We start from the raw sequence: 23,373 nt of genomic DNA on the forward strand, positions 1-23,373 counted from the left end.
GCTCCATTCACTATTATTCTTTTACCGATCCCACAACAATTCCGGTCACAAAGTATTTTTGCAGCAGCGGATAAATTAGCAGCAGCGGAATGACAGCCACTACGATTTTGGCTGCATTCAGATTTTTGTTCGAAATCTCAGTCAGATTACTGAGCTGAGCGGAGTTCGTGCCAGCTTGAAGAAGTTCGGCGATATTTACATTAAGCGACTGAATATAGGTCATCAGCGGATAATTGCTGACTTTGGTCATATAGATCAGTCCACTGAAGAAGTCATTCCACGTGCCTACGATACTGAACAGGGATACCGTCGCCAGTGCCGGAATAGACACGGGAACATACACTTTGAACAGAACCTGCAATGCGTTCGCCCCGTCAATGAAAGCCGCTTCTTCGAGCGCTTTCGGCACTGCGGCGAAAAAGTTCATCACAAGGATGACACTGAATATTGGAACAGCACCTGGCAGAACAAGCGACCAAATTGTATTGAGCATATCCAGGTTTTTGATCAGCAGATAGCTGGGAATCATCCCACCACTGAACAGCATGGCAAAAATCATGACATTCATATAAATATTTCTGCCCTTAAATTCCCTTTTCGACTTGGATAGCGGATAAGCCATCAAAACAATAAGAATCATGTTGAGCACAAGAGATAGAACCACACGTAGAACGGAAATGCCAAAGGAGCGCCAGAACTGCGCATCATCAATAATTTTCGAATAAGCTGCTGTTGTAAAATTGACGGGTAACAGACCTACGCTGTTGGCCGAGACAGCCTCGCTGCTGCTGAATGAAATCGCAACGATATTCCATAATGGAAGGAGGCATATCAAGGCCAGTAATATTACGATGGCGTAGATGACAAACCGGCCCATTCGGTCTTTCAGGCTTGCGGAATAAGACACAAGTTTCGCCTCCTTAGAATATTTTTCTGTCGGTGTATTTTTTGGCCAATTGGTTGGCAGACAATAGTAGAACAATACCAATCACTGACTTGAACAGTCCAACAGCTGTACCAAAACTATACTGTCTGCCAACGAGACCAATCCGGTATACATAGGTATCCAGAATATCGCCCGACTCATAGACAACCGGGTTGTACAGATTGTAGATTTGGTCGAAGCCTGCACTCAAAATATTGGTCAGACTCATGACCCCCATGAGCAGGATAATAGGCAGCATACCCGGCAACGTAATATGCCATACTTTTCTCCACCAGCTTGCTCCATCAATCCCTGACGCTTCGTACAAACCCGGATCAATCGAGGTAATGGCAGCCAAATAAACGATGGAACTGTAACCGAATTCCTTCCATACGTCTGTTCCAATAATCAACGGCTGGAACCAGGTGTTGCTCCCGAGAAAATTAATATTATCCAATCCGAAAAAGGCCAAAATCTGATTCACACTTCCATCCAGGCTGAACATGTTAACAACCACGGAGGCCAGAACGACCCAGGATAAAAAGTGAGGCAGATATACAATCGTCTGCACAGATTTTTTAACAAATTTAAAGCGGATCTCGTTTAATAAAATGGAAAAAATGATGGCCATCAGTGTGCCAAGCAGAATCTTGGCGATGGCAATCACCAACGTATTGCTAATCACTTGGCCGATGTCCGGCAGTTTGAACATATAAATAAAATGCTTGAGCCCAACAAATTCGGAGCCAAACATGCCTTTGGCTGGTACATAGTCCTGAAACGCCGTAATGACACCAACCATGGGAATGTAGCTGAATACCAGCAAAAATAAAATGCCCGGCAGCATCATCATATGATACATGGCACCTGTGCCCAATCGGTTTCTTGCTTTAACATTTTCCTGTTTCATGGATGAACCCCTTTCCTGAAGAAAGGCTGCTTATCGCAGCCTGTCAGCAGTGTTAGCCTTATTATTTTTGAGTTTTGGTTTCAGCTTCAATCTCCTGAATCACCTGATCGCCGCCTTGTTTCTTCCAGTTGCTAACGAACGTTTCGAAGTAATCCAGCGGTTCCGCACCCGTTATGATTTTGATGAAAGATTCCTGTTCCATTTTGGTCAGGTTAGCCCACGTCTGTTTCATGCTTGGTGTAGTTCCGGAGAACGCTGGTGTCATCCAGTTGAATTTGCCTTCCTGCGTCAGCTTGTCGATCAGCCCCACTCCGTTCATACGGGAGTGATATTTCGACCAAGCCGTTATATCGTCTGTATCCTGGTCTTTCAAGTATGTTTGGATACTGCCAATATTGTTCTTCGATTCCGTTGTCCGGACCTGATCCAGACCAATCTCGCCTTTAATTCCGCGAACAACATCGGAGTAATCATCCAGCAGCGATGTAGCCGAGTTGACTTCAATGTTAAACGGTCTGGTGGAACCGTCTACGCCGCTCTCCAAATATTTGGCTGCCTCTGGCATGGAGGTTGCCACGTCTTTGTCATTAGCCAGTTTATCGTAGAACAGGTTAATAATTTTAATGGCCAGCTCAGGGTGCTCATACCCTTTTCTCACAACGATAAATTGACCGGATGGATTGGCGTGTGCTACGTTTACTTTTCCGTCTTCATCTTCCAGCGTGTAAGCCGTGAATTTCGCGTGTTTATCCATCTGTTTGACACTGCTCAGTCCCCAGTCTGGAATGTGCCACGGTCCAAAAGCAATCCCGCTCTGGCCGTTGGTGTAAAGTGCAGTGATATCGTCAAATGTACGGGTTCCAAATTGCGGGTCAATGATGCCTCTCTTGAACCAGTCGGCCATAACGCCCAGCATCTGTTTGGTTTCCGCTGTAGTCGAACCATAAACGATGCTGCCGTCCTCGCCATTCATCCAATATTGAGGAAACGCGCCTTTGGTAGAAGCGACGCCCAGCATGGTATAGGCAGATCCGTTATAGTCTGTCGTATTCAGAGTGTTCACAAAAGGGATGCCTACCGGTTTCCCGGTTTGCCCAGGATCTTTTTTCAGGAACTCTTCTGCTGTTTTCTCTACATCTTCCAGCTTGATGGCACCGTCTCCGTCAGCATCGAGTTTGATTCCCAGCACATCCAGCCAATCCTGCCGAACCCAGACCATGGTTGGCGCGGAATCCAGCGAAGTCGCCGGAAGACCCATCAGACGTCCATCAATCGTGGCATTGTCCAGTGCACGGCCATCATAGGAGTCGTAAATCTGCTTGATATTATCCGTAGCATATTGTTTGTACACTTCCGTCATATCTTCAATCAAATCATTATCAACCAGTTCTTTGAGCTCATCCTTGGAATCCACACGCATCATGTCAGGCAGTTCCCCGGAAGCGATTGCAAGAGAAACTTGACGGCTGTAATCTTCACCGTTGGCCTCAAATTGGTCCTTAATTTGTGCGTTAAACGATTCTTTGACCAGACGGGTATACGCATTATTCTCGTATGTATCTCCTGCCGGCAATTTCGGGTTCGCCGTCGTAACACGTCCCATCGTTACCGTCACTTCGTCTTTATAGGCACTGAACGGGTCTCCAGGTGTCACCTCATATTGGCCCGCATCCTCAGCGGTCGGCGGATTGGTGGCCCCCCCACATGCTGCAAGGATGGATACCATTAAGGCGGACATGGACAGCACAGCCAGTCTTTTCGTCAACTGTTTGCTTTTTATTGACCACTTATTTCTCATCAAATTCAACTCCCCTTCGTTCTGTTTTTTTCTCTATCATGTTGTTTGCGCTTTCATTATAAAACTTGGAGAAGCCTAATCGAGATAGGGATTAAACGCTTGTTTGGATAGAGAAATGTGTACAATTTTTGCTGGGTTCAACGAGCAGCATTGAGGTTGTGAGCATTTATCTTACCAATCGACTTACATTCGTCTACCCTCTCTTCATCAGGCACGTGAAATAAAAAAACCAGCAAGCTCCTTGAACAGGAGAATGCCAGCTATGGATGGGAATTCAGAATCAGTCCTGTAGAAGTTATCGAATCGTCTAATGCTTAGCTACTTCAAGTGTGCACTGTGGGAAGCCAGCACTTCAGCAGTCACTTGGTCGCCGCCCTGTTCCTTCCACTCCTCTACAAATTGATCGAATGAATCCATCGGCGCAGCACCTAAAATAATTTTCAAAAATGTATCATGTTCCAGCTTGGACAGTTTGCCCCACAACCTCTCCACTGCTGGTGTACGCTTGTAAGTAAGACTTCGTACTTTATGGATGTTCGGATCAAAGAAGTTTCTTCCGCCGACGAGAAGAGAGTAACCTCGCATAAAGTTCTCATTGTGCTGGTCCCAATACGAAATGCCAAGTTGGTCATAAGGCTTTAGCTTGGTTTGTTTTATCGTCGAAACTGTATTTTCCAGCAGTTTATATTCGGACTTGTCCTTGAAATCGGCTGGTGTTTTGGTGCCTGCCAGAATATCCTGCACAGCTTTGGATTCATATCGGGCTTCATCTGCCGGAGCAAAGAAATTGCGACTTAGCATAAAACTCGTACCATACTTGAACTCATCACGAAGGTACAGATTGTTTATTTTAATGATCGCCTCCGGATGAGCGTATCCCTTTCGAACCACAAGGAAAGAGCTTGAAGGATTATCGACCTTCACATGATAGGCTCCGTTTGCATCCAGCGGGAGCGCGTAGGCCTGCCAGTTAGCCTTTGGATCATTCAGCCAAGCGCTTGGAAGCGGCCAGTATCCTGCAAAGAAACCTTGAAAGAACATGCCCGCCTGTCCGTTAATGACGGTTTCCTCTGGCTCTTTGCGGATGCCCAGATCTGGATCAAGGAGACCTTTGGCATACATATCACGAAGCCTGACCAAGGCGTTCCTTGTCTCTGGCAGCAGCGAGCCGTACACAGGTTTTCCATCTTTTTCGAGCCAATATCCGGGGAAAGCCCCATAAGCCGAGAAGATCGGCGTTAGATCAAAAGCAAATGCGCTGTTGTTAAAATCCTGAAATAGACCCGTGCTTGAAGCAAGCCCGATCGTATCCCGTTTCCCGTTTCCATCCGGGTCCTGCTCCACAAAAGCTTTTGCGATCGCTTCCAGTTCATCCACCGTTTTTGGTGGTTTCAATCCAAGACGATCCAGCCAGTCCTGCCTGATCCAGAGCATGCTGAAATCTTCCGCCGTGACAGACGGTACAGCCATCATTTTCCCTTCAAAGGTCACTTGTTCCCGAGCCAATCCATTCGTGCTGTCGATAATTTTCTTCATCTCGGGTGAAGCGCTGCTTGCATATGCCTCGGTCAGATCTTCAATTTCTCCTGCTTTGACCATCTCATTCAACTGAACCTGATTAACGATCATTGCATCTGGCAAATCATTGCTGGCGATAGCCAAATCAATTTTCTGACCGAAATTCTCCTTGGATACCTGCCACATGACTTCAACATCCATGTTAAGGTTTTGCTTAATCACCGTTTTCCACATATTCTTCTCTAATGTCTCTCCTTCAGAGAGATCCGTTCCTGTCGGATCGACCACATATCCCAACCGGATGGAGACCGGATGTTCATATTTGCTGAATGGCTCGGTGGCGGCAGTGTCAGATATGGTTGGCGCTTGTCCCATTGACGATTCCAGAGATTCCCGATAGTACGAAATGCTAAAAAATACTATACCTGCAATCAAGCTGACGACAACAAGACACGCAGCCATCTTCTTGATCATCTCTTTCCCTTCTTTCATCCGGATTCTCAGTTGGGTATGCGGAACCTACGCTATTTGTCCCCTCTGCCCAGCTGTCGAAATTCACTAGGCAGCAAGCCAGTCAGTTCGCGAAAAATTCGGCTGAAATATTTTTCATCCGTATAACCCACCCGCTCTGCAATCCAGAAAATCGTGTTGTTTGTGTTCAATAAATACTCTTTTGACTTCTCCATTCGTATATATCGGGAATAATCGTTAAAGGTTTTGCCCATGATGTCCTTGAAGCATTGGCTGAAATAGCTTCGGCTAATGTTGAGCTGCTGGGACAGCCCTGAAGCTGTAAAAGCCTGATCCAAATCATTCTGCATGATCATCACGGCTTTTTTTACCCCATCTATCATTTCCTGAGAATACGAAGTCTGTTCATCCGCCTTTCGAATACTCTCAGAGGTCTGCTTGATCCACTGTTCCACTTCGTACCAGGATTGAAAAGAATGGATCATGGAGATTCTCCCGAGCGTAGTCTGGGCAAAAAGATGGTTCCACTCCATGACCAGAGAGTACAGTAATCCCATCAGCTGACCTTTTTGCAGCCTTAATGATTTAAATTCTTCAACAAGCTGGTTGTAATAATGGTCGTTATGAGTCCATGGAGACAGAAACCAACTTCGTTTAATCCGATCCATGTCCTCATCCTGTGGTTCTATTGGAAAGGAGTCTTCTTCATCTAGCGAAACGGCAACCACCGGATCTTGAGGGTCATACGCATAAAATAAGGACGTTTCTGTATAGTTCATAATCCAGTTTTGGATTTGCGACCATGTCCGTTCTTGCACATCAGACAATACCAGCAGGGCTGCTTGCGGAATTTGGTCCAAGTATCCCTTCAATCTGTCGAATAGTTGATCCTCGCCATCCAGGGGTGTCGCCCACATCCAACTGTTCCGTTCCACTTCAAATCGAATCTCGTCTACATTGGATTCAAGTTCAATCGGCCAGCTCTGTCCGGACTTCCGGTCCAGTGAAACAAGTGCATACACATTACGGTAATGAACGTTGGTTTCACCGAGTAGCGGCAGCTTTCGTCTTGTATTAGCCAACTCACCAATTCGGGTATGTATCCGATTCAGGACGTGTTCAAATTGCTCCTTCTCAAGCTGAACCTTGGCTATATAGTCGATCGCTCCCAGCCTGAGTGCTTCCTGGATGTAATCAAAATCCTGATGTAGGGTAAGCACGACAATATGAAGTTCCGGGTAGTGCTGCCTTGCGGCTCGCATTAGCTCAATGCCTGACATTACCGGCATCGCAAGATCCGTTAACATCAGATCTACCGTGTTGGATTCCAGAAACTCCAGCGCCTTGGCCCCATTACTTGCTTCTCCAACAACCTCCATGCCGAACTCGTTCCATGGCATCGCGGAGCTTATTCCTTTTCGTACCAATTTATCGTCATCCACAATCAATACCTTAATCATGCCGAGATATCTTCTCCTTTGATAGGAAGTATAAGCAATATACTTGTCCCAGTTCCCAACTCACTCTCGATCACCAGTTGAGCTTGATCCCCGTACTGTGCTTTTAACATGCGGTGAACATAATTGAGCCCGATGCCCATGCCTACTTTTTTATGCTCAGGTGTACGATTATTCAGAAGCCTTTCAATCGCTTCCTCCGTCATACCTGCTCCATTATCCTGAATCATAATGTTCAACGTTTCTTTGCGAGTCACTTCAATCTGAATAAAACCTTCGTCACTCAGTCCATGGTAAAGTGAATTTTCAACCAACGGCTGTAGAATAAAACGAGGTACTGGAATTTGAAGCACTTGCTCATCAGCCGAAATACGCACATCAAATTCAAAGTCATATCGGATTTGCTGCAAGATCAAGTACTGTCTAAGCGCGTCAATTTCCTCTTCCATCGTGGAAACCTGACCTAATTTGCCTAAATTATAATACAACAGCTTATTCAGCGACTGCACCAGCTTGTCAATCTCCCCTTGTCCATTCATAACGGCCAGCCAGTGTACCGTATCCAGTGTATTCATCAAAAAATGAGGATTAATCTGATACAGCAGCTTTTCCACTTCAAGATCTGCACGAATTTTCTCCTTCAGCTGTACCTCTTTGAAAAGGTCACCGATTTGATGCTGCATATTGGAGAATTCGCCCAACAGAAAATCGAATTCGGGAATTTGCGTTCGGGTCTGACTACCTGCCGTTTGTGGATTTTGAGACATTCCATTGATTTCCGAATGGAACAGACCGAGGGGTTTATAGACCATCTTCCACAGCAGCCAAGCCAGAAATACGGTAAAGCCCAGGAAAAATAAAGCGACCAGGAATATTTGAAGCAACCACTGGTTTTTCTCCTGTTGATACTTGGCCTGTGAGATCACCGACACAACACTCCAGTTCTGAGTGGAATCCTGCCTGAACCAATGGTGACCGCGAGCTATTCCGTCCGATGCCGCATCTTTGGATAAGCTGGAGAAATTCTCCCCGACTTTCATCGCTTCCGGAATCTCACTATACACAATGTTTCCCTCTCCATCGAGAATCAGATGGGATAAATCCCCTTTGTACTGATTGTAACCCAATATATCCTGCGCAAGGTGAAATCCGGATTCAACGTAAATATAAACATCGTCCCTCTGGGGCAATTTCACCTTCCGCATAGCGGATAGAACGAGCTGATCATCAAACCGGTTCATACTGACATGAGGACCATAGTAGGTAATCCCGTATGCTTTGGATAGCACAGGCAAAGATTCTGGTGAAAAGCGATCCTTTATGGGAAAGTTGCCGAACTGTGTCGTGCCATCCTCCTGAAAATAATACAACGTCAAACCGATATTCGGATTGGTAAACGTCACGACATTTAATTCGCTCTTTAATTCATCCCGCGTTTCAATCAATTCAAATATATTGGAGGACGGTTTCAACACCTCATCCAGCTTTTTTCCTAATGTACCGCTATAGGACAATTGCTGAGTAACATGATTCAGGTTGGTGATCGAATTCTCCAGTGAGGAAGTCACCTGCTGTAAATTGCTCCGAATGCCATCATCGATTTTGTTCACAAAAATGGAATCAATGGTGTAGTAGGAAATTGCAAATATACTAATGAAGGGGATAAACGCACTGAGAAAAAACAGCAAAAAGATTCTTTTTTTGAGTGTCATTCCAACCTATTCTCCTTAACTTCATCCATTCTATGTTGAATGCATAACTCCATAATTATAGATTGATAATTCAATAAGTCAAACGCTTTCAAATTGTATTTTGTATGAACACAAGTCCTGATTAAGCCTTCGAAGGTAATACAATCATGACAAAAAGACCCTGCCGGCGTGATGCCAGCAGGGTTGTTCAGAAGATGAAAGAATTAAACAAGGAATGCTTTAGAGATGATGACCAACAAGATGAACAGAACAAGGATTGCGCCGGTGGATGTGAAACCACCGTATCCACCCAGACCTCCAACATTTCCATATCCTACTTCACTCATGTAATCTCCTCCTCTTTTGTGTTATGTCATAAGGTATTCAACTCTTTGTGTATTGACAAGGCTATTTACGTCATCATCAAAAAAAGGCTCGATCCGCCCCTTGTCACATGCTTCAGCATGAAGACTACGAAATGATGCGACCGTTTGAGATTTTATAGTGCTCCAGCACTGCAACAAAAAGTCAACATATCCAAAAAAACACGCTGTTTGGCGAAAAAATGACAATAGTCTCCTTAACGAATTACTTTGTACACTTAACTGAATTTCAAATATCCTCGATACTTAGGTTACACAAAAACAGACGAGGTGTTTCCTATGAATCCATTATCTTTAACCATCTCTTTATTAATTGTCGTACTTATTTTGTGGGGCGTTATCCAAGGCAGCAAGAAGCCATTGCACGAATCAGGTCGAAAACTATTGATTCCGATTCTTTATATCTCTACATCTTTGTTTGAGTTGTTCGATCCTACGTTGGTGCTTACATCTGGCAGAATGATCACTGCCATGGCTATTGGTGCGATTCTGTCAAGAGGTTGGGACAAAACCGCTTAATCGTATTATTAGCCTGAGCTGGTTGACTAGCCCTATCAAGCATGTTAACCTAGGCCGAGTATTAACCATGATTGTCAAACCCTCCTACTCCTATAATGATGAAAGGTAATTTAACCCATGATGATATATAGTCGTCTCGCCATCATGATGCCCCCCTTTCCCTAGCTAGGCTCATATTCTTGTTGTCATAACAGAGTATAAGCTTGTAGGAGGGCTAATATATAATGAAGAAATATGCAGTACCATCTTTGCTTTTAATGATTGTTCTTGTCGCATTTCCACAAATCAGTGAGACCATCTACACTCCATCGCTGCCAGATATCGCAGCAGCACTTGGTGTAACAAATAGTTCCGTACAATTCACGTTAAGCATCTATTTTATAGGATTTGCCTTGGGTGTTTTTTGCTGGGGCTGGCTGTCCGACTTGATCGGTCGCAGACCTGCAATGCTGGCGGGTCTCATCATATATGGGATCGGAAGCTTGATGTGCTTTTATTCGGAATCGATTCAATGGCTCCTCGTCAGCCGTCTCGTTCAGGCTTTCGGTGCCGCAACTGGATCGATTATCACCCAAACCATACTTCGAGAAAGTGTATCGGGAGATCGAAGACATGTTATGTTTGCCCAAATATCTGCTGTCATTGCCTTTACGCCGGCAGTTGGACCGCTTATTGGCGGTTGGATTGACCAGGCCCTTGGCTTCAGATGGGTATTCTTTGCGTTAGTATTGTTGAGCGTTTTGTTGTTTATATATGCTTTTCTTAAACTGCCAGAGACAACGAACGTCTCTTTACGATCCAAGGTGGCTATACTTCCGGTTGTAAAAAAGATGCTCGCTATGCCGCGTGTACTGGTGTTTGGGGTATTGATTGGTGGTATTAACGGAGTTTTATTCAGTTATTATGCCGAAGCTCCCTTCATCTTTATTGAACACTTTGATCTGTCGCCAGGCGTTTATGGTTTTCTGGGCATTATTGTGGCCTTGGCATCGGTTGTCGGGGCAATGATCTCCAAAAGATTATTAACCGTTTACGCACCGGAAAAGATTATTCGTTTGGGTTGTCTGATCATGACCAGCGGGGCTCTGCTCCTAACCCTTGGAAGCAGTATGTCTATGCTGCCCACCCTTTTGCAGATCATCTGCATGTTAACGGCTATGTTTGTTCTGTTGATTGGTGCAGGTATTGCTTTGCCTAATTGTCTAAGTCTTGCCCTTGTTCATTTTCATGATGTAATTGGCACAGCGGGTGCCATATTCAGTTTGGGCTACTACTTGCTGGTAAGCCTTACGACCTGGGGAATGGGTGCTCTCCACAACGGTTCATTGCTGATAATGCCTTTATATTTCCTGGTCATTAGCGGCGTAATGTGGTGGCTTGGCAAAAGATTTATTGTAGAAGAGTAATCCATTAGAATAATTCATTAGGATCATAAATAATACGAAGAAATGTCATGGGGCACATTTCAAAACATAGAAGCAGTCCAGTACTTTTATCGTATCTGGGCTGCTTTTTTGTCAAACAAAAGAAGTCGCCATCAGCATGGCGACTTCTTCATTGGCGGTTTACTCCGCCAAGGTACTTTCCTTTAGATATTAATGATTACACACAAGCTTTTAATTTGTTTAGGCTCTGGGAAATATCACGAATCAATGAATCCACATTTTCCCGCTGAGTTGCCCAACTGGTGCAAAAACGAACGACGCTGTGTGTATCGTCCACCTTTTCCCAGAATGTGAACGAGTAACGGTTCCGTAAGTCCTGAAGCAGGTAATCTGGCAGAATCGGAAATTGCTGATTCGTTGGTGAATCATATAGAAAAGCGATACCTTGCTCCACAAGCGAATCATGAATGAGCATAGCCATGTCCACAGCATGCTGGGATATTTCAAGATACAGGCCGTCTTCAAACAGCGTTTCAAACTGAATACCCAGCAATCTGCCTTTGGCGAGCAGACCACCTTTTTGTTTGATCATATAACGAAAATCTGGCTTCAGCTTGTCATTCAGGATGACTACCGCTTCCCCCATCAATGCTCCGATCTTGGTTCCACCAATATAGAATACATCACATAAGCGGGCGAGATCAGCGAGAGTCATATCACAATTTCGGGAAGCAAGAGCATACCCTAGGCGCGCCCCATCAATAAAGAACGGGAGACCACACTGGCGGCTTACGTCAAATAATGCTTGCAGCTCTGCCTTGCTGTACATCGTACCATTCTCGGTAGGCTGAGATATGTAAACCATTCCGGGCTGGACACAATGTTCCGGAGATCCATCATTGACATGGGCATCATAGACCGCTTTGACCTGATCCGGGGTAATTTTCCCGTCATCGCTTGGCACCGTGATCACTTTGTGACCTGTGGCTTCAATCGCTCCCGTCTCATGGACCGCAATGTGGCCCGAAGTCGCTGCAATCACACCTTGGTATGGACGTAAAGTAGAGGCAATCACCGTTGTATTCGTCTGTGTACCACCAACCAAAAAATGCACATCCGCCTGTTCATTTTCACAAGCCTGTCGAATAAGACTTCTCGCCCGATCGCAATGGGGATCTGTACCGTAACCGCTCGTTTGTTCCATGTTCGTTGAAATCAGTCTTTGCAAAATACGCTCATGCGCGCCTTCGTTATAATCACATTCAAATCGTATCATCGTCTTGTCTCTCCTGCTCTCTTGTTCAACTTATCCTGAATATTCATCATTGAAGCGTACACTTCTCTGATCTCTTCCTCATCCAAACCATGCATTAACTTTACAATCTGCTGATCCGAACGCTCATTCAATTCACTGTAAAGCTCCTGGCCTTTCTCAGTCAGACGAATCAAACTCACCCGGCTGTCAGCGGCTGAATCCACTTTCATCAACAGCCCTTCTTTGGTCAGTTTGCTCACAATTCGGCTCATGTAGCTGCGATCAATCGTCAGCGTATCCACCAGATTGTTCGCAATGCTCTCCCCTTGAATGCCAATCTCAATAATGACCCTTGCTTCGGCGAAGGAGTACCCTGTTCCCAGGATATGCTTATCAAGTACACCGAGTATATTGGTATAAAAACGGTTAAAACGCCGCATTTCCGTCAACATATCTGCATTTATTTGCTGAGAGTCGATGTGAAACCCTCCTTTTTAGTGGACATTGTCAACATTATAATAATCAGTTTAGTGGACGTTGTCAACAATATAAATCGTAATGAGCAAGTTAATGCACTTGAACGAGAAGCTTAGCAAAATACGTCTTTGCAACACACGGATCAACTGGATAAATGCTCATAATAAAAAACCGCGCAATATGCGCGGTTTTGGCGTTACAACATTATGAATGACTGTATTGCACCTGATGAAGTCGGCTGTATATGCCTCCGGCAGCGACCAGTTCCTCATGGTTACCCTGCTCTGCAATGCCATCAGCGTTCACAACGATTATCCGATCTGCATTCTTGATCGTGGTCAGTCGGTGTGCAATAACAAGCGTTGTTCTACCCACAGATAGTTCTGCCAAGGACTTCTGAATCAGCGCTTCGGTCTCGGTATCCAGAGCGGACGTCGCTTCGTCCAAGATGAGAATCGGTGGATTTTTCAGGAACATCCGAGCAATAGACAAGCGCTGTTTCTGACCTCCGGAAAGTTTGACACCACGTTCACCAATGATTGTATCGATTCCTTCTGGCAAACTAAGAAGCAGCTCTTCCAAGGAAGCACGACGGGCCGCATCCCAGATCTGCTCGTCCGTTGCCGTTAAATCGCCATAAGCGATATTTTCTTTAATTGTGCCTGAGAAGAGAAAAACATCCTGTTGAACAATACCGATATGTCTGCGCAATGATTCCAGCTGCACCTCGCGAATATCCATCCCGTCAACGGTGATCCGGCCTTCCTCTACTTCATAGAATCGTGGAAGCAGACTGCAGATCGTCGTTTTGCCTGCACCGGAAGGACCAACAAAAGCAACGGTTTCCCCTGGATTGATGGACAGACTGATATTATTCAAAATACGACGATTCTCCTCATAACCGAACGAGACATTTTCGAAGCGAATATCTCCACTCACGCTTTTTAGCTCAACGGCATTTTTCGCATCCGCGATTTCCGGCTCGGTATCAATGATTTCCAGATAACGCTTGAATCCGGCGATGCCCTTCGGGTAACTCTCAATTACAGCATTTATTTTCTCGATCGGACGGAAGAAGATGTTGGATAACAGCAGGAACGCCATGAAATCACCCATATCAATTCTGCCATCGATAAAGAACCAGGCACCGCTGATCATAACGAACACGGTAACTAAACGCATCATCATGTAGCTGACCGATATACTCTTCGCCATTGTTTTATAAGCAAGCAGCTTTGTTTTGCGGAAGTTCTCGTTATCTACGGAAAAAAGTTTTTTCTCATGCTCTTCGTTAGCAAACGATTGAACGACACGAATTCCGCCTACGTTGTCTTCAATACGGGAATTGAAATTCCCCACATCACCGAAGAGACGCCGATAGGTCTTCGTCATGCGCCCACCAAACACGATAATTACCCAAGCCATGATTGGGATAATGATAAAGGTGATTAGTGCAAGCTCCAAGTTAATGTTCGCCATGAGCCAGAAAGATCCGATTAATGTCATCACTGCGATGAACACATCCTCCGGCCCATGGTGAGCCACCTCGCCAATATCGTTAAGGTCATTGGTCAGATGACCGATCAGATGTCCCGTCTTGCGATTATCGAAGAACCGGAAGGAAAGCTTCTGCAAATGAGCGAACATCTTCGAACGCATATTGGTCTCAATATTAATACCAAGCATATGTCCCCAGTAGGTCACGACATAATTCAGGACGGTATTCAGCGCGTAGATCGATAACAGTACAACACAAGCGAGAATAATGAGCGGCCAATCTTGGCCTGGCAGCAGATCATTAATGAACTTGCTTACAGCAAGTGGAAATGCCAGCTCCAGTAAACCGGCGATGACTGCACAACCAAAATCAATTAGAAACAGTTTTTTGTAAGGACGATAATACGAGAAAAAACGACGAACCATTCTTATTCACTCTCCAGATCCTGATTAGGGCTATCTTCTTCATTTTGCAATTCAAATAGTTGGATGTACTCATCAATAACCTGATCTATGGCTTTCAGCTCACCACTAATCATTTGATGAATATTCCGGAACTCCTCCTGACCAAGCTGTCTGGCCAACGTAGCTCTGCGATTCTGCATTTGTTCCAAAAAGACTAGAATTCTCCCACGACGAAACGTTTGTGCCCCATTCCCCCGTTTTCCGTGATGTTCTCCATGCCCTCTTCCACGTCTGGAACGTTCACCCTGTTGCTCATCTTCCCCGCGGCCGCGTCTGGAACGCTCTCCATGACGCTCCGTTTTTTCATTTTCATTGATATGTCTTTCTCTCATTTGTGAAGCACCTCCACTTTTTAGTTGTATACAAATGTATACAACTCTCTTATGTATACGATTGTATACGTGCATAATCATTCTGTCAACCCGTATTTTTCCAGTTCATTCCGGGTCAATTCATTTTCAGTTCACCGTCCTAGAGTACACTAACTTACGTACCACCACAGAGATTCCAAAATTACAGATTAGACAGGAGAAGATGAGATTGACACTAAAAAAACGAACTTCATTCGCCGCCGTAAGCCTGGTGTTAACGATGTTGGTCCCAATGTCTGCTTTCGCCGCACCGGCAACCATGAGCAGCAGTAATCTTACGTATGAGACAACGAAAAAAGCAGTGATGGAGAAAGCCAAGATTCTTACCGAAACTTACGGTACAACAAGTGTGCAGTACGCACTCATGGACGAGGGAAAGATCGTGATCTCCGGACAAGCAGGCAAAAACGACCCGGAGGACCATATCCCCCTTTCTTCTAATACGATGTATGGCATCGGTTCAACCAGTAAAGTAATACTTACAGCCGCAGTGATGAAGCTGGTTGACGAAGGCAAGATTAATCTGGATCTGCCGGTTGTACACTATATCCCGGAGTTCAAAATGAAGGACAAACGTTACACCCAAATCACACCACGCATGCTGCTGAACCATTCATCCGGGATTCTTGGAACCTCAAGCAGTAGTGCAATACTGTATGGAGACAATGACACCTATGCACATGATACGTTATTGGAGCAATTGGCAGAGCAAAATCTGAAGGCTGATCCAGGAGCCTATTCGGTATATAGTAATGATGGCTTTACCTTAGCCGAAATTCTGGTCGAGAAGGTCAGCGGTATGAGCTTTAGCCATTTCATCCATCAGTATTTCACCGAGCCCTTGGGCATGAACCACACCAAAACGCCCCAGGATCTGGTTGACCCTGACCAAATGGCAGTAACCTATTCTCAGTTGCACAAGGAAGAACTTCCATTAGAGAATACAAACATGATTGGCTCTGGAGGTATTTACTCTACCGCTGAAGACTTGGTCACATTTTCACAAATCTTTACGGGAGAGGTCAAAGGCATTCTTTCTAGTAAGTCGGCAAAAGCCATGACGCAAGAAGAATACAAAAGTGGCATGTGGCCAGAGGACAGCGATTCCTCTATTTCGTACGGGTTAGGGTGGGATAGTGTGAACTTGTTCCCCTTTAGCGAATACGGCATCAAGGCAGTTACCAAAGGCGGGAATACCATTGCGTATCATTCCTCATTAATTGTTCTTCCGGAATACAACATGGCAGCCGCTGTTACCTCCTCAGGAGGTTCAAGCACAACCGACCAATTGATTGCGAGCGAATTGTTGCTCAGCGCACTTAAGGAAAAAGATATTATTAAAGAACGGAAAGCGGAAAAATCGTTTGGCGTACCTGTAAAAGCATCCATGCCGAAGAAACTAACGCAGTATGCAGGCATTTATGGCGGCGGCAGCTCGTTGCTGAAAGTGGAAGTGAATGATGAAGGGCAATTAACAACGTCCCTGCTATTGTCGCCGAACAGTACGGAACAAAAGTATACGTATACTGCAGATGGTTCTTTTGTTAACGAGCAAGGAACAGAAAAGTTGAAATTTGCCCAAGAGAATAACGGGAATACATACCTGTGGTCTCGCTCGTATCAGTCTGTGCCTGGGCTTGGACAGATCGCCTCCTCGGAGTATAAGGCAGAAAAGCTTGAACCCAATACATTACCCGAAGAAGTAACATCCGCTTGGAAGCAGCGCGAAGGCAACATTTATTATCTGGTGAATGAGAAATACACCTCAACGGTATATGACAGTGCAACGCCGATCATCCCCATTCATCTGTTTAATGAGGTACCTGGTTATGTGTATACCAATAAAATTATTGATGCAAACCTGGCCGTGAACCAACTGCAAATTCCAGGCTTGGCTGGACGGGATACGATGGAGTATGAGTTCTTCAAGAAAAACGGCGTGGAATACGTGGCAGCAGGAGGAAAGGTCTACGTCAGTCAAGAACTTGTGAGACCTCTCTATTCGGGAAAACAATCAAAGACAACGATTCAAACGAATGGTTATGCGACATGGTATTCGGTCCCGGCAGCAGCCGCAGGTAAAGTGATGACGGTGAAGATGCCTTCGAAAGGTGCTTTCACTGTATATGACCAGGCGGGTATCAGTACGAATCATACCGTGGTCAGTGGTGAGAATGAAGTTGCATTGCCTGTGAATGGTACGATTGTATTTGCCGGTGAAGCTGGTTCAAGGTTCGAAATTTCGTTAACAGATAAATAATAATGAATATGTAAAATACGCCCGTTCCCCGGTGTGCTACTGGGGGAAGGGCGTTTCGTTCTTTCTGAATTAATTCTGAAAGGTACCAAGTTTATTTTACTTCATTCATAAACTTCCTGAAGTTTTCGGCTATTTCTTTGGATCGGGTATGGTGTAAGTAATGCCCTCCTTCAAATGTCATCACTTTACCATGTACAGAATTTTTGACTTGCTCTTCATGCAAAGGTATCCATCCTTCCGTTTCGGTATCATTCGCTTGTAAAAAGAAAATGACAGGCAGATCTTTGGGGAAGGTCAAGTTTTCAGCAGCTTTGAAATTGGGACCGAAATTTTCGCCTTCATTCAAGTTGTTCGGATTAAACGTATTTTTGAGTGAAAGTATTCTAATTTGTTCTCTGGTTTCATCATCAACATCGGGTGCAATCAGTTGATCAGGGGCCAGTTTCATTAACAATCGGTAGAATCCTGATTTTTTAAGCAGTTTGTACGTTTCGGTTGGGAATGGATCATCGTTCCCCCCCTGCGTTGGGACACTGCTCTCAATGCCGACAAAGGAAGTTACTTCGTTTGGATATTTGTTCACATAATCCAGGCCGTATATCCCTGAAATGGAGTGAGCCATGAGCGTGTAACGATGAATACCAAGTTGCTGTAACGCTTCATGAATTTCACTAACCATATTTTCCGTAGTACGCTCTTTTTCAGTAATGTCACTTAATCCATAACCGAAAGGTTCAATGACAACGACTTTGTAAAATGGAGATAGCTCATCAATTAGCGGTTTGAAATCAAGGGCTGGGGCGGGTGTTCCATATCCAGGAAGCAATACCACCGTTTCTTTGCCTTTTCCTTGAATCAACACATTCATGTTTTTCCCGTCAACAACTACAAACTGGCCATAGGGTTTTATTTTCCCTTCCTCTGATTTGTTGCTAAATACATTAACGATAAAAACAGTGGCAATAAATAATGCAAAAGCGATAACTATGGCTCCGAATATTTTGAGCAAAATGATTAATATTTTTTTCATCATGATGGTTCTCTCCTGTTGAGTTTGTTGGTCATACAGCCGTTCGAAACTCCATTCATTTTACTTTTTTAATGAAATTTCAAATTGGGAGCCAGCCTCACCTGCAAATACAATACGTCCGTTTTCTGGTAACACAACTTCATTCTTACCGCTGACCACGGTGTGATTAATACAAATACCCGTCTGGTCATATACGGCAAAGCCAGCATTTGCAGGCAGCTTCACTGTCATGACTTTTCCATTCACAGTGGCTGGTACCGAAAACCATTTGGCATATCCATCTGCTTGAATGGTTGTTGTGGATTGTTTACCCGAATAGATGGGTTTCACCATTTCCTCACTGGCGTATACATAACCTGAAAATGTAAGATACTCTCCTCCGTTCTTTTTAGAGAAATGAACGTCCATCGTATCACGTCCAGCAGTACCTGGAATTTGCAAGAGATTGGCCGCTGCGTTCGCTCCAGTAATCTTGTTATTGGACATATACCCTGGATTCTCTTTATTCAACTGAATAGGCAGGATCGATGTAGCATTAAGATAGAGCATTGATGTGTATTTCTCATTCACCAGATAATATTTTTTACCATCACGCTTTTTCCATGAGGCATTAACCTCTTTGGATAACACATTGGCTTCCAGCTTCTCCGCATTATATTCTGAGAAAGCCAGCTGTCCGAGTCCTGGAACGGAGATATAAGAACGAGACCACAGGTAGGTATTCCCGTTTTTCTCCGTAACAAATTTCAATTTTTCTGAACCATCTTCATTAACAAAAGTACCATCTGCTGTATAGGTGTATTCTTGAGCCGGATTATTCGGAGCTGTCAGTGTGGATACACTCATTTGTCCTGCCTTATTTATGTTGATCCTCATAACCGAATTATTGCCGCCATACATTCCTGCATACTTGGATATTCCTTTAGGCATACTTGCCTTCACAGGTACACCAAAGGATTTTTCTGGTTTCCGTTCTTTAATAATGCCCTTTTCTTCAAGTGCGCTTAGCAATAAATCACTCGCGATGAATTGATTGGTTATGCTTGCTCCACCTGAAGAGATAACGGCTGCAGCCATGTTGTATTCCGGAAGTACCACGAATGAAGAATGATAAGATAACGTATCTCCACCTTTCATAACAGCCTTAATGCCGTACTCGTTGAATGGGAACAAGTTCACACTATCCCACCCTAACCCGTAAGACATAAGCGTATCGCTATCCTCTGGCCACATGCCTCTTTTGTACTCTTCTTGCGCCATGGCTTCTACAGACTTACTGGATAGAATGCCTTCGACCTGTCCTGTGAGGATTTGTGAAAATTTCACAAGATCTTCAGCAGTGGAATAAAGACCTCCCGTAGCAATAATATTATAATTCTCTTTTGGAAGTTGTCCCTTGTAAAAAGGAGAATAGATTCCCGCCATTTCTGCCGGATTAACCACATCCTGTGGTGTTTTGGTGTGTTTCATATCCAAAGGTTCCGTAAAATTTTGGTGTATAAAAGCCGTATAACCGATGCCGCTAACTCTTTCGACCAGAATCTCGGCTAACGTAAAGCCGTCGTTGCTGTAGACGGAGTATGCGCCGGGATTTGCCTTCAGGTTTTGACTCGCCAATTGGTCGAGAAACGTATCATGTGAATACGTGTCATTATCTCCGTATAATGTGGCATTGCTGGTTGAGGTGCCCAGAAGAGCGGAGGAATGATTCAGCAGCATACGGGGTGTAATCTGTTTGTATCGGTTATCTTTCATTTTAAAGTCAGAGATATAGTTCACAACGGGCACATCCAAATCAATCTTACCTTCGTCAACCAGCTTCATAACAGCGGCTGTCAGCACCATTTTACTGGTTGAACCAATGCCATAGATCGTGTTTGAAGTAAGAGGTACCTTGTCGTTGATATCGTTCTTGCCCGTTTGACCGGACACGACAATCTCTCCACCATCAATGAGCGCATATTGCAGACTCGTTGTACCATACGTCTCCGTCAGTAACTTGGCTTTTTCGATCACCGTTTTCTTCGTGGTCTCATACGTAAGGTTAATGCTGTTATTCATGGCAGCCGGTGCGGCCATTGCAGACATTGGGGCAAGTATCGTCAGCATGAGAGTCACAGCAGCTATAGTATTTCTCTTTCTTGCTGTCCTCACACTCATCTTCAGTTTTGTTACCTCTCTTGGTTTCATTCTTGCATCTACTCCTGTCTTCATCATTGTGTTAAGCCACCTTAACATGGGCGCTAAAGACAATATAACAAACCAAGATGTCCCCCTAATGACTACAGCATGAACGGAGAATGAACAGGCAAAAAAGTTTGCATCATCATACGCAAGGAGGTTTATACAGCGTGTCATAGCCTAGAGAAGGCATGAAATCCAATCACTCTGTGGGTGTTGTGATTGGCAAGGTGACTATGAAGGTCGTTCCTCGTCCATATTCGCTCTCCACCCGGATGTCCCCTTGATGAAGCGAGACGATCTGCTTTACAATAGCTAGTCCCATACCGCTTCCTTCATATTTCTGACTGTGGGAACGATCAGCTTTAAAGAAGCGGTCAAATATACGGTTTTGGTCTTCCGGGAGAATACCAATACCCGAATCCGATATGCGGATCGTCACGTTCTTGATATTCTGTTTGATCCTGATACTAATTCGGGCACCATCTTCGGAAAATTTGATGGCATTGCCGAAGATATTGATCCACACCTGATTTAACTGGTCATGATCGGCCGTGATTTTGGTGGGCTGCAAATCAAGATCGAACTGAATGTTACGGGCCGACCATTGGGGTTGAATAGCGACGATTACTCGTCTGATCTGTTCATCCAGACTGAGCGTGGCAAGTCGCATTTGCAATGACTGAGATTCAAGCAAACTCAGCTTTAGCAGACTATCACTTATTTTGGACATCCGTGCAGTCTCAGTGATGATAATGTCGAGATAAGAGCTTCGATCGTCATCCGGGATGTCTACCTGCTTGAGCGCTATAGCAAAACCGGAAATGGAAGTGAGGGGAGACTGAACTTCATGGGACACGTTTGCTACGAATTCCCTGCGCATCTGCTCAAGCTGCTGTAGATCGTGCATCATTTCTTCGAAGCTGCGAGCCAAAGTACCTATCTCACCCTTTTGTTTAATATTAAGCTTGACGTTGAAATCTCCAGCAGCTATAAGCCGGGTCGCTTCTGTCAATTTTTTGATCGGTCTTACCAGAAAAATAGCCGCAATTAGTATCAATAGGCTTCCTGCTAACAAGGAACAAATCAAAAAGGTTACAACAAACTTGATAAGAAATGAGGTGGAAGAGGAAGTGAGGGGCTCTACAAACATTGCTATGCTTCCCATTTCAGTTTTTATCGGCAATCCCAAGAAGATCGTATCGATTCCATTAACTTGGACCCTTTCCCCATCCAGCACTTTCTTCACTTGTTCTGTAGTCACTAGGAAAGGATGTTGTCCTTTAAGTTCTCCATAGGATTGAAACTGACCCGTTGCTTTATAGATTCGAATGTGGTAAGAGTTGAGTTGTTTCATTTCACTTATAAACATTTCTGCTTCGCGTAGAGGCAATGTCTCGTAGATGCGGACGATATCCTGGCCAAAGTCAAGCAAGGAGCCTTGTAAGTTTTCGTTTAATTTATCTTGAAATATCCAGGTTGTAGCAAGAAAAGAAAGGATTGTGCCCCCGATCACGGAGACCAGAAAGGTCAGGACTACACGTGTATAGAGGGAGCCGGTCACTCCTGCACCTCTAGCCGGTAGCCAAGTCCCCGCACCGTTTCGATACGAAAATCGGAGATATCGGCAAAACGTTCGCGTAGACGTTTAATATGCACGTCTATCGTTCGATCATCGCCAGTATAATTAATTCCCCAAACTTGATCGATTAATTGCTCCCGCGTATAGACTTGTCCCGGTAATCCAGCAAGTTTATACAATAATTCGAACTCTTTAAGCGGCAAGGTGAACGACTCTGTACCCCTCAGGATCTTATAAGTCTGCCGGTTCAGAATAACGTTTCCTAATTGGATGGTCTGCGTTAAACCTATACGGTATCGTTTCAACAGTGCCTTGACGCGAGCCATCAACTCAAGCGGATCGAATGGCTTCGTCATATAGTCATCTGTCCCGAGCTGAAATGCTTGTACTTTCTCCCAGGTCTCGTTTCTTGCCGTCAACATTAGTAACGGAAGATCCGGATTGGCTCTTCGAAGTTCCTCGCATAATGCCCAACCGTCCATGACTGGCATCATAATATCAAGAATAACCAAATCGACTGGCGTGGAGGTATAGATAGCCATGGCTTCCTTTCCGTCTACGGCGTTGATGGTTGTAAATCCGTCGTTGCGCAAAAATAAACAGACGAGTTTGCGAATGTTCGCATCGTCGTCAGCAACTAATATCGTAGGCATCGTTTCCACTCTCCTAAAAAAGAATAATTCTTCAGTTGAGCAAGAGCGAAGAATTCTAAATCATGCTACCTCATTGGTTGAAATCACTCTGTTCTACTATAAATACATCTTCTTCTTTGCATAATTCCATAAACAAGTCCCGCTGCTCCCATATATATCCTGAGTCGGCGTTGCAAGCTGCATCGCCTTCTCTCTTTGTATAATGCCCCTTTTCCGTTCTCTTTTCTATCACTATATGAACCTCAAAGATAAACTCCTTATAACACACGTACTTCTTTCTAACAGAAGTGACAAACTAATTATAGTTAAATTGAACAAAAGCAGCCGATTACTTTGATCGGCTGCCTTCTTAGTTTCGTTAAATTAACGTATCATGTTAGCTCAATCATATTAACTCTGAGATAAACATTGGTGCAAAGTGCATCCTTAGTGATATCCTCTTTGCTTGAAGCGTAATAAATACCCCCCTATACCTTCCTTTCATAAAACTAACTACGGCACAACATCTATTTTAAACTCCCCTATTTCCATGGTTTTGCAATCCT

The 23,373-nt window shown here is 44.5% G+C and carries 18 protein-coding genes; 3 read left to right on the plus strand and 15 right to left on the minus strand.

The annotated features are described in order from the left end of the window. Positions 1 to 13: 13 nt before the first annotated feature. From Q0V21_RS10150 to Q0V21_RS10180, 7 genes are all read right to left on the minus strand, one after another. Positions 14 to 907 (minus strand): carbohydrate ABC transporter permease, encoded by an 894-nt coding sequence (locus tag Q0V21_RS10150; protein ID WP_079344428.1) that lies wholly within the window; start codon positions 905 to 907, stop codon positions 14 to 16. 13 nt (positions 908 to 920) lie between these two features. Beyond that, the gene (locus tag Q0V21_RS10155; protein WP_079344427.1) at positions 921 to 1,835 is read right to left on the minus strand and encodes an ABC transporter permease; all 915 of its coding nucleotides are present in this window, start codon (positions 1,833 to 1,835) and stop codon (positions 921 to 923) included. 61 nt (positions 1,836 to 1,896) lie between these two features. Then, the gene (locus Q0V21_RS10160) at positions 1,897 to 3,633 is read right to left on the minus strand and encodes a type 2 periplasmic-binding domain-containing protein (protein WP_301878731.1); all 1,737 of its coding nucleotides are present in this window, start codon (positions 3,631 to 3,633) and stop codon (positions 1,897 to 1,899) included. A 318-nt stretch (positions 3,634 to 3,951) separates the two neighbouring features. After that, on the minus strand, positions 3,952 to 5,625 hold the full coding sequence (locus Q0V21_RS10165; RefSeq protein ID WP_301878732.1) for an extracellular solute-binding protein: 1,674 nt from the start codon (positions 5,623 to 5,625) through the stop codon (positions 3,952 to 3,954). 50 nt (positions 5,626 to 5,675) lie between these two features. Continuing rightward, positions 5,676 to 7,082 carry a response regulator transcription factor gene (locus Q0V21_RS10170; protein ID WP_301878733.1) on the minus strand — a complete coding sequence of 469 codons (1,407 nt, stop codon included), beginning with the start codon at positions 7,080 to 7,082 and terminating at the stop codon, positions 5,676 to 5,678. Then, the gene (locus tag Q0V21_RS10175) at positions 7,079 to 8,791 is read right to left on the minus strand and encodes a sensor histidine kinase (RefSeq protein ID WP_079344424.1); all 1,713 of its coding nucleotides are present in this window, start codon (positions 8,789 to 8,791) and stop codon (positions 7,079 to 7,081) included. The genes Q0V21_RS10170 and Q0V21_RS10175 overlap by 4 nt, the downstream gene beginning before the upstream one ends. 203 nt (positions 8,792 to 8,994) lie before the next feature. Continuing rightward, on the minus strand, positions 8,995 to 9,117 hold the full coding sequence (locus tag Q0V21_RS10180) for a sporulation protein YjcZ (protein ID WP_143805268.1): 123 nt from the start codon (positions 9,115 to 9,117) through the stop codon (positions 8,995 to 8,997). Between the two features lie 315 nt (positions 9,118 to 9,432). Between Q0V21_RS10180 and Q0V21_RS10185 the strand changes: the two genes are divergently transcribed. After that, positions 9,433 to 9,672, plus strand: a complete 240-nt coding sequence (locus tag Q0V21_RS10185; protein WP_301878734.1) for a CcdC protein domain-containing protein — start codon at positions 9,433 to 9,435, stop codon at positions 9,670 to 9,672. A gap of 224 nt (positions 9,673 to 9,896) precedes the next feature. Next, positions 9,897 to 11,078: a multidrug effflux MFS transporter gene (locus Q0V21_RS10190; protein ID WP_301878735.1), complete on the plus strand. Its 1,182-nt coding sequence runs from the start codon at positions 9,897 to 9,899 to the stop codon at positions 11,076 to 11,078. A gap of 196 nt (positions 11,079 to 11,274) precedes the next feature. On the opposite strand, the gene Q0V21_RS10195 is transcribed toward Q0V21_RS10190, so the two are convergent. The 4 genes from Q0V21_RS10195 to Q0V21_RS10210 all read right to left on the minus strand — a co-directional run bounded on the left by Q0V21_RS10195 (position 11,275) and on the right by Q0V21_RS10210 (position 15,083). Next, entirely contained in the window at positions 11,275 to 12,333 is a 1,059-nt protein-coding gene (locus Q0V21_RS10195; protein WP_301249593.1) for a threonine aldolase family protein, read from the minus strand. Next, positions 12,330 to 12,764, minus strand: coding sequence for a MarR family winged helix-turn-helix transcriptional regulator (locus Q0V21_RS10200; protein WP_301878736.1), 435 nt, complete (start codon positions 12,762 to 12,764; stop codon positions 12,330 to 12,332). The genes Q0V21_RS10195 and Q0V21_RS10200 overlap by 4 nt, the downstream gene beginning before the upstream one ends. Positions 12,765 to 12,993: 229 nt before the next feature. Next, complete coding sequence (locus Q0V21_RS10205; RefSeq protein WP_301878737.1) at positions 12,994 to 14,712, minus strand: ABC transporter ATP-binding protein; 1,719 nt, start codon at positions 14,710 to 14,712, stop codon at positions 12,994 to 12,996. A 2-nt stretch (positions 14,713 to 14,714) separates the two neighbouring features. After that, positions 14,715 to 15,083, minus strand: a complete 369-nt coding sequence (locus tag Q0V21_RS10210) for a hypothetical protein (RefSeq protein ID WP_285077095.1) — start codon at positions 15,081 to 15,083, stop codon at positions 14,715 to 14,717. Positions 15,084 to 15,285: 202 nt separating this feature from the next. Between Q0V21_RS10210 and Q0V21_RS10215 the strand changes: the two genes are divergently transcribed. After that, a complete protein-coding gene (locus tag Q0V21_RS10215) occupies positions 15,286 to 17,382 on the plus strand; it encodes a serine hydrolase domain-containing protein (RefSeq protein WP_301878738.1) in 2,097 nt (698 codons plus the stop codon). A 91-nt stretch (positions 17,383 to 17,473) separates the two neighbouring features. Here Q0V21_RS10215 and Q0V21_RS10220 read toward each other — a convergent pair whose 3' ends face one another. From Q0V21_RS10220 to Q0V21_RS10235, 4 genes are all read right to left on the minus strand, one after another. Beyond that, positions 17,474 to 18,415: an alpha/beta hydrolase gene (locus Q0V21_RS10220; protein ID WP_079344418.1), complete on the minus strand. Its 942-nt coding sequence runs from the start codon at positions 18,413 to 18,415 to the stop codon at positions 17,474 to 17,476. Positions 18,416 to 18,472: 57 nt separating this feature from the next. Then, a complete protein-coding gene (locus Q0V21_RS10225; protein ID WP_301879535.1) occupies positions 18,473 to 20,602 on the minus strand; it encodes a serine hydrolase domain-containing protein in 2,130 nt (709 codons plus the stop codon). A 193-nt stretch (positions 20,603 to 20,795) separates the two neighbouring features. After that, positions 20,796 to 22,157: a sensor histidine kinase gene (locus Q0V21_RS10230; RefSeq protein ID WP_301878740.1), complete on the minus strand. Its 1,362-nt coding sequence runs from the start codon at positions 22,155 to 22,157 to the stop codon at positions 20,796 to 20,798. Beyond that, positions 22,154 to 22,828: a response regulator transcription factor gene (locus tag Q0V21_RS10235; RefSeq protein ID WP_079344415.1), complete on the minus strand. Its 675-nt coding sequence runs from the start codon at positions 22,826 to 22,828 to the stop codon at positions 22,154 to 22,156. Before Q0V21_RS10235 ends, Q0V21_RS10230 begins: the two co-directional genes overlap by 4 nt. Positions 22,829 to 23,373: the final 545 nt, after the last annotated feature.

It is taken from the genome of Paenibacillus sp. 11B, assembly GCF_030487755.1.
Lineage (GTDB): Bacteria > Bacillota > Bacilli > Paenibacillales > Paenibacillaceae > Paenibacillus > Paenibacillus vandeheii.

Coding starts and splice junctions, on each gene's coding strand:
- Q0V21_RS10205 (WP_301878737.1), bottom strand. CDS start 14,712: ATGGTTCGTCGTTTTTTCTCGTATTATCGTCCTTACAAAAAACTGTTT.
- Q0V21_RS10185 (WP_301878734.1), top strand. CDS start 9,433: ATGAATCCATTATCTTTAACCATCTCTTTATTAATTGTCGTACTTATT.
- Q0V21_RS10220 (WP_079344418.1), bottom strand. CDS start 18,415: ATGATGAAAAAAATATTAATCATTTTGCTCAAAATATTCGGAGCCATA.
- Q0V21_RS10180 (WP_143805268.1), bottom strand. CDS start 9,117: ATGAGTGAAGTAGGATATGGAAATGTTGGAGGTCTGGGTGGATACGGT.
- Q0V21_RS10200 (WP_301878736.1), bottom strand. CDS start 12,764: ATGTTGACGGAAATGCGGCGTTTTAACCGTTTTTATACCAATATACTC.
- Q0V21_RS10190 (WP_301878735.1), top strand. CDS start 9,897: ATGAAGAAATATGCAGTACCATCTTTGCTTTTAATGATTGTTCTTGTC.
- Q0V21_RS10170 (WP_301878733.1), bottom strand. CDS start 7,082: ATGATTAAGGTATTGATTGTGGATGACGATAAATTGGTACGAAAAGGA.
- Q0V21_RS10165 (WP_301878732.1), bottom strand. CDS start 5,625: ATGATCAAGAAGATGGCTGCGTGTCTTGTTGTCGTCAGCTTGATTGCA.
- Q0V21_RS10215 (WP_301878738.1), top strand. CDS start 15,286: ATGAGATTGACACTAAAAAAACGAACTTCATTCGCCGCCGTAAGCCTG.
- Q0V21_RS10195 (WP_301249593.1), bottom strand. CDS start 12,333: ATGATACGATTTGAATGTGATTATAACGAAGGCGCGCATGAGCGTATT.
- Q0V21_RS10175 (WP_079344424.1), bottom strand. CDS start 8,791: ATGACACTCAAAAAAAGAATCTTTTTGCTGTTTTTTCTCAGTGCGTTT.
- Q0V21_RS10235 (WP_079344415.1), bottom strand. CDS start 22,828: ATGCCTACGATATTAGTTGCTGACGACGATGCGAACATTCGCAAACTC.
- Q0V21_RS10210 (WP_285077095.1), bottom strand. CDS start 15,083: ATGAGAGAAAGACATATCAATGAAAATGAAAAAACGGAGCGTCATGGA.
- Q0V21_RS10160 (WP_301878731.1), bottom strand. CDS start 3,633: ATGAGAAATAAGTGGTCAATAAAAAGCAAACAGTTGACGAAAAGACTG.
- Q0V21_RS10225 (WP_301879535.1), bottom strand. CDS start 20,602: ATGAAACCAAGAGAGGTAACAAAACTGAAGATGAGTGTGAGGACAGCA.
- Q0V21_RS10155 (WP_079344427.1), bottom strand. CDS start 1,835: ATGAAACAGGAAAATGTTAAAGCAAGAAACCGATTGGGCACAGGTGCC.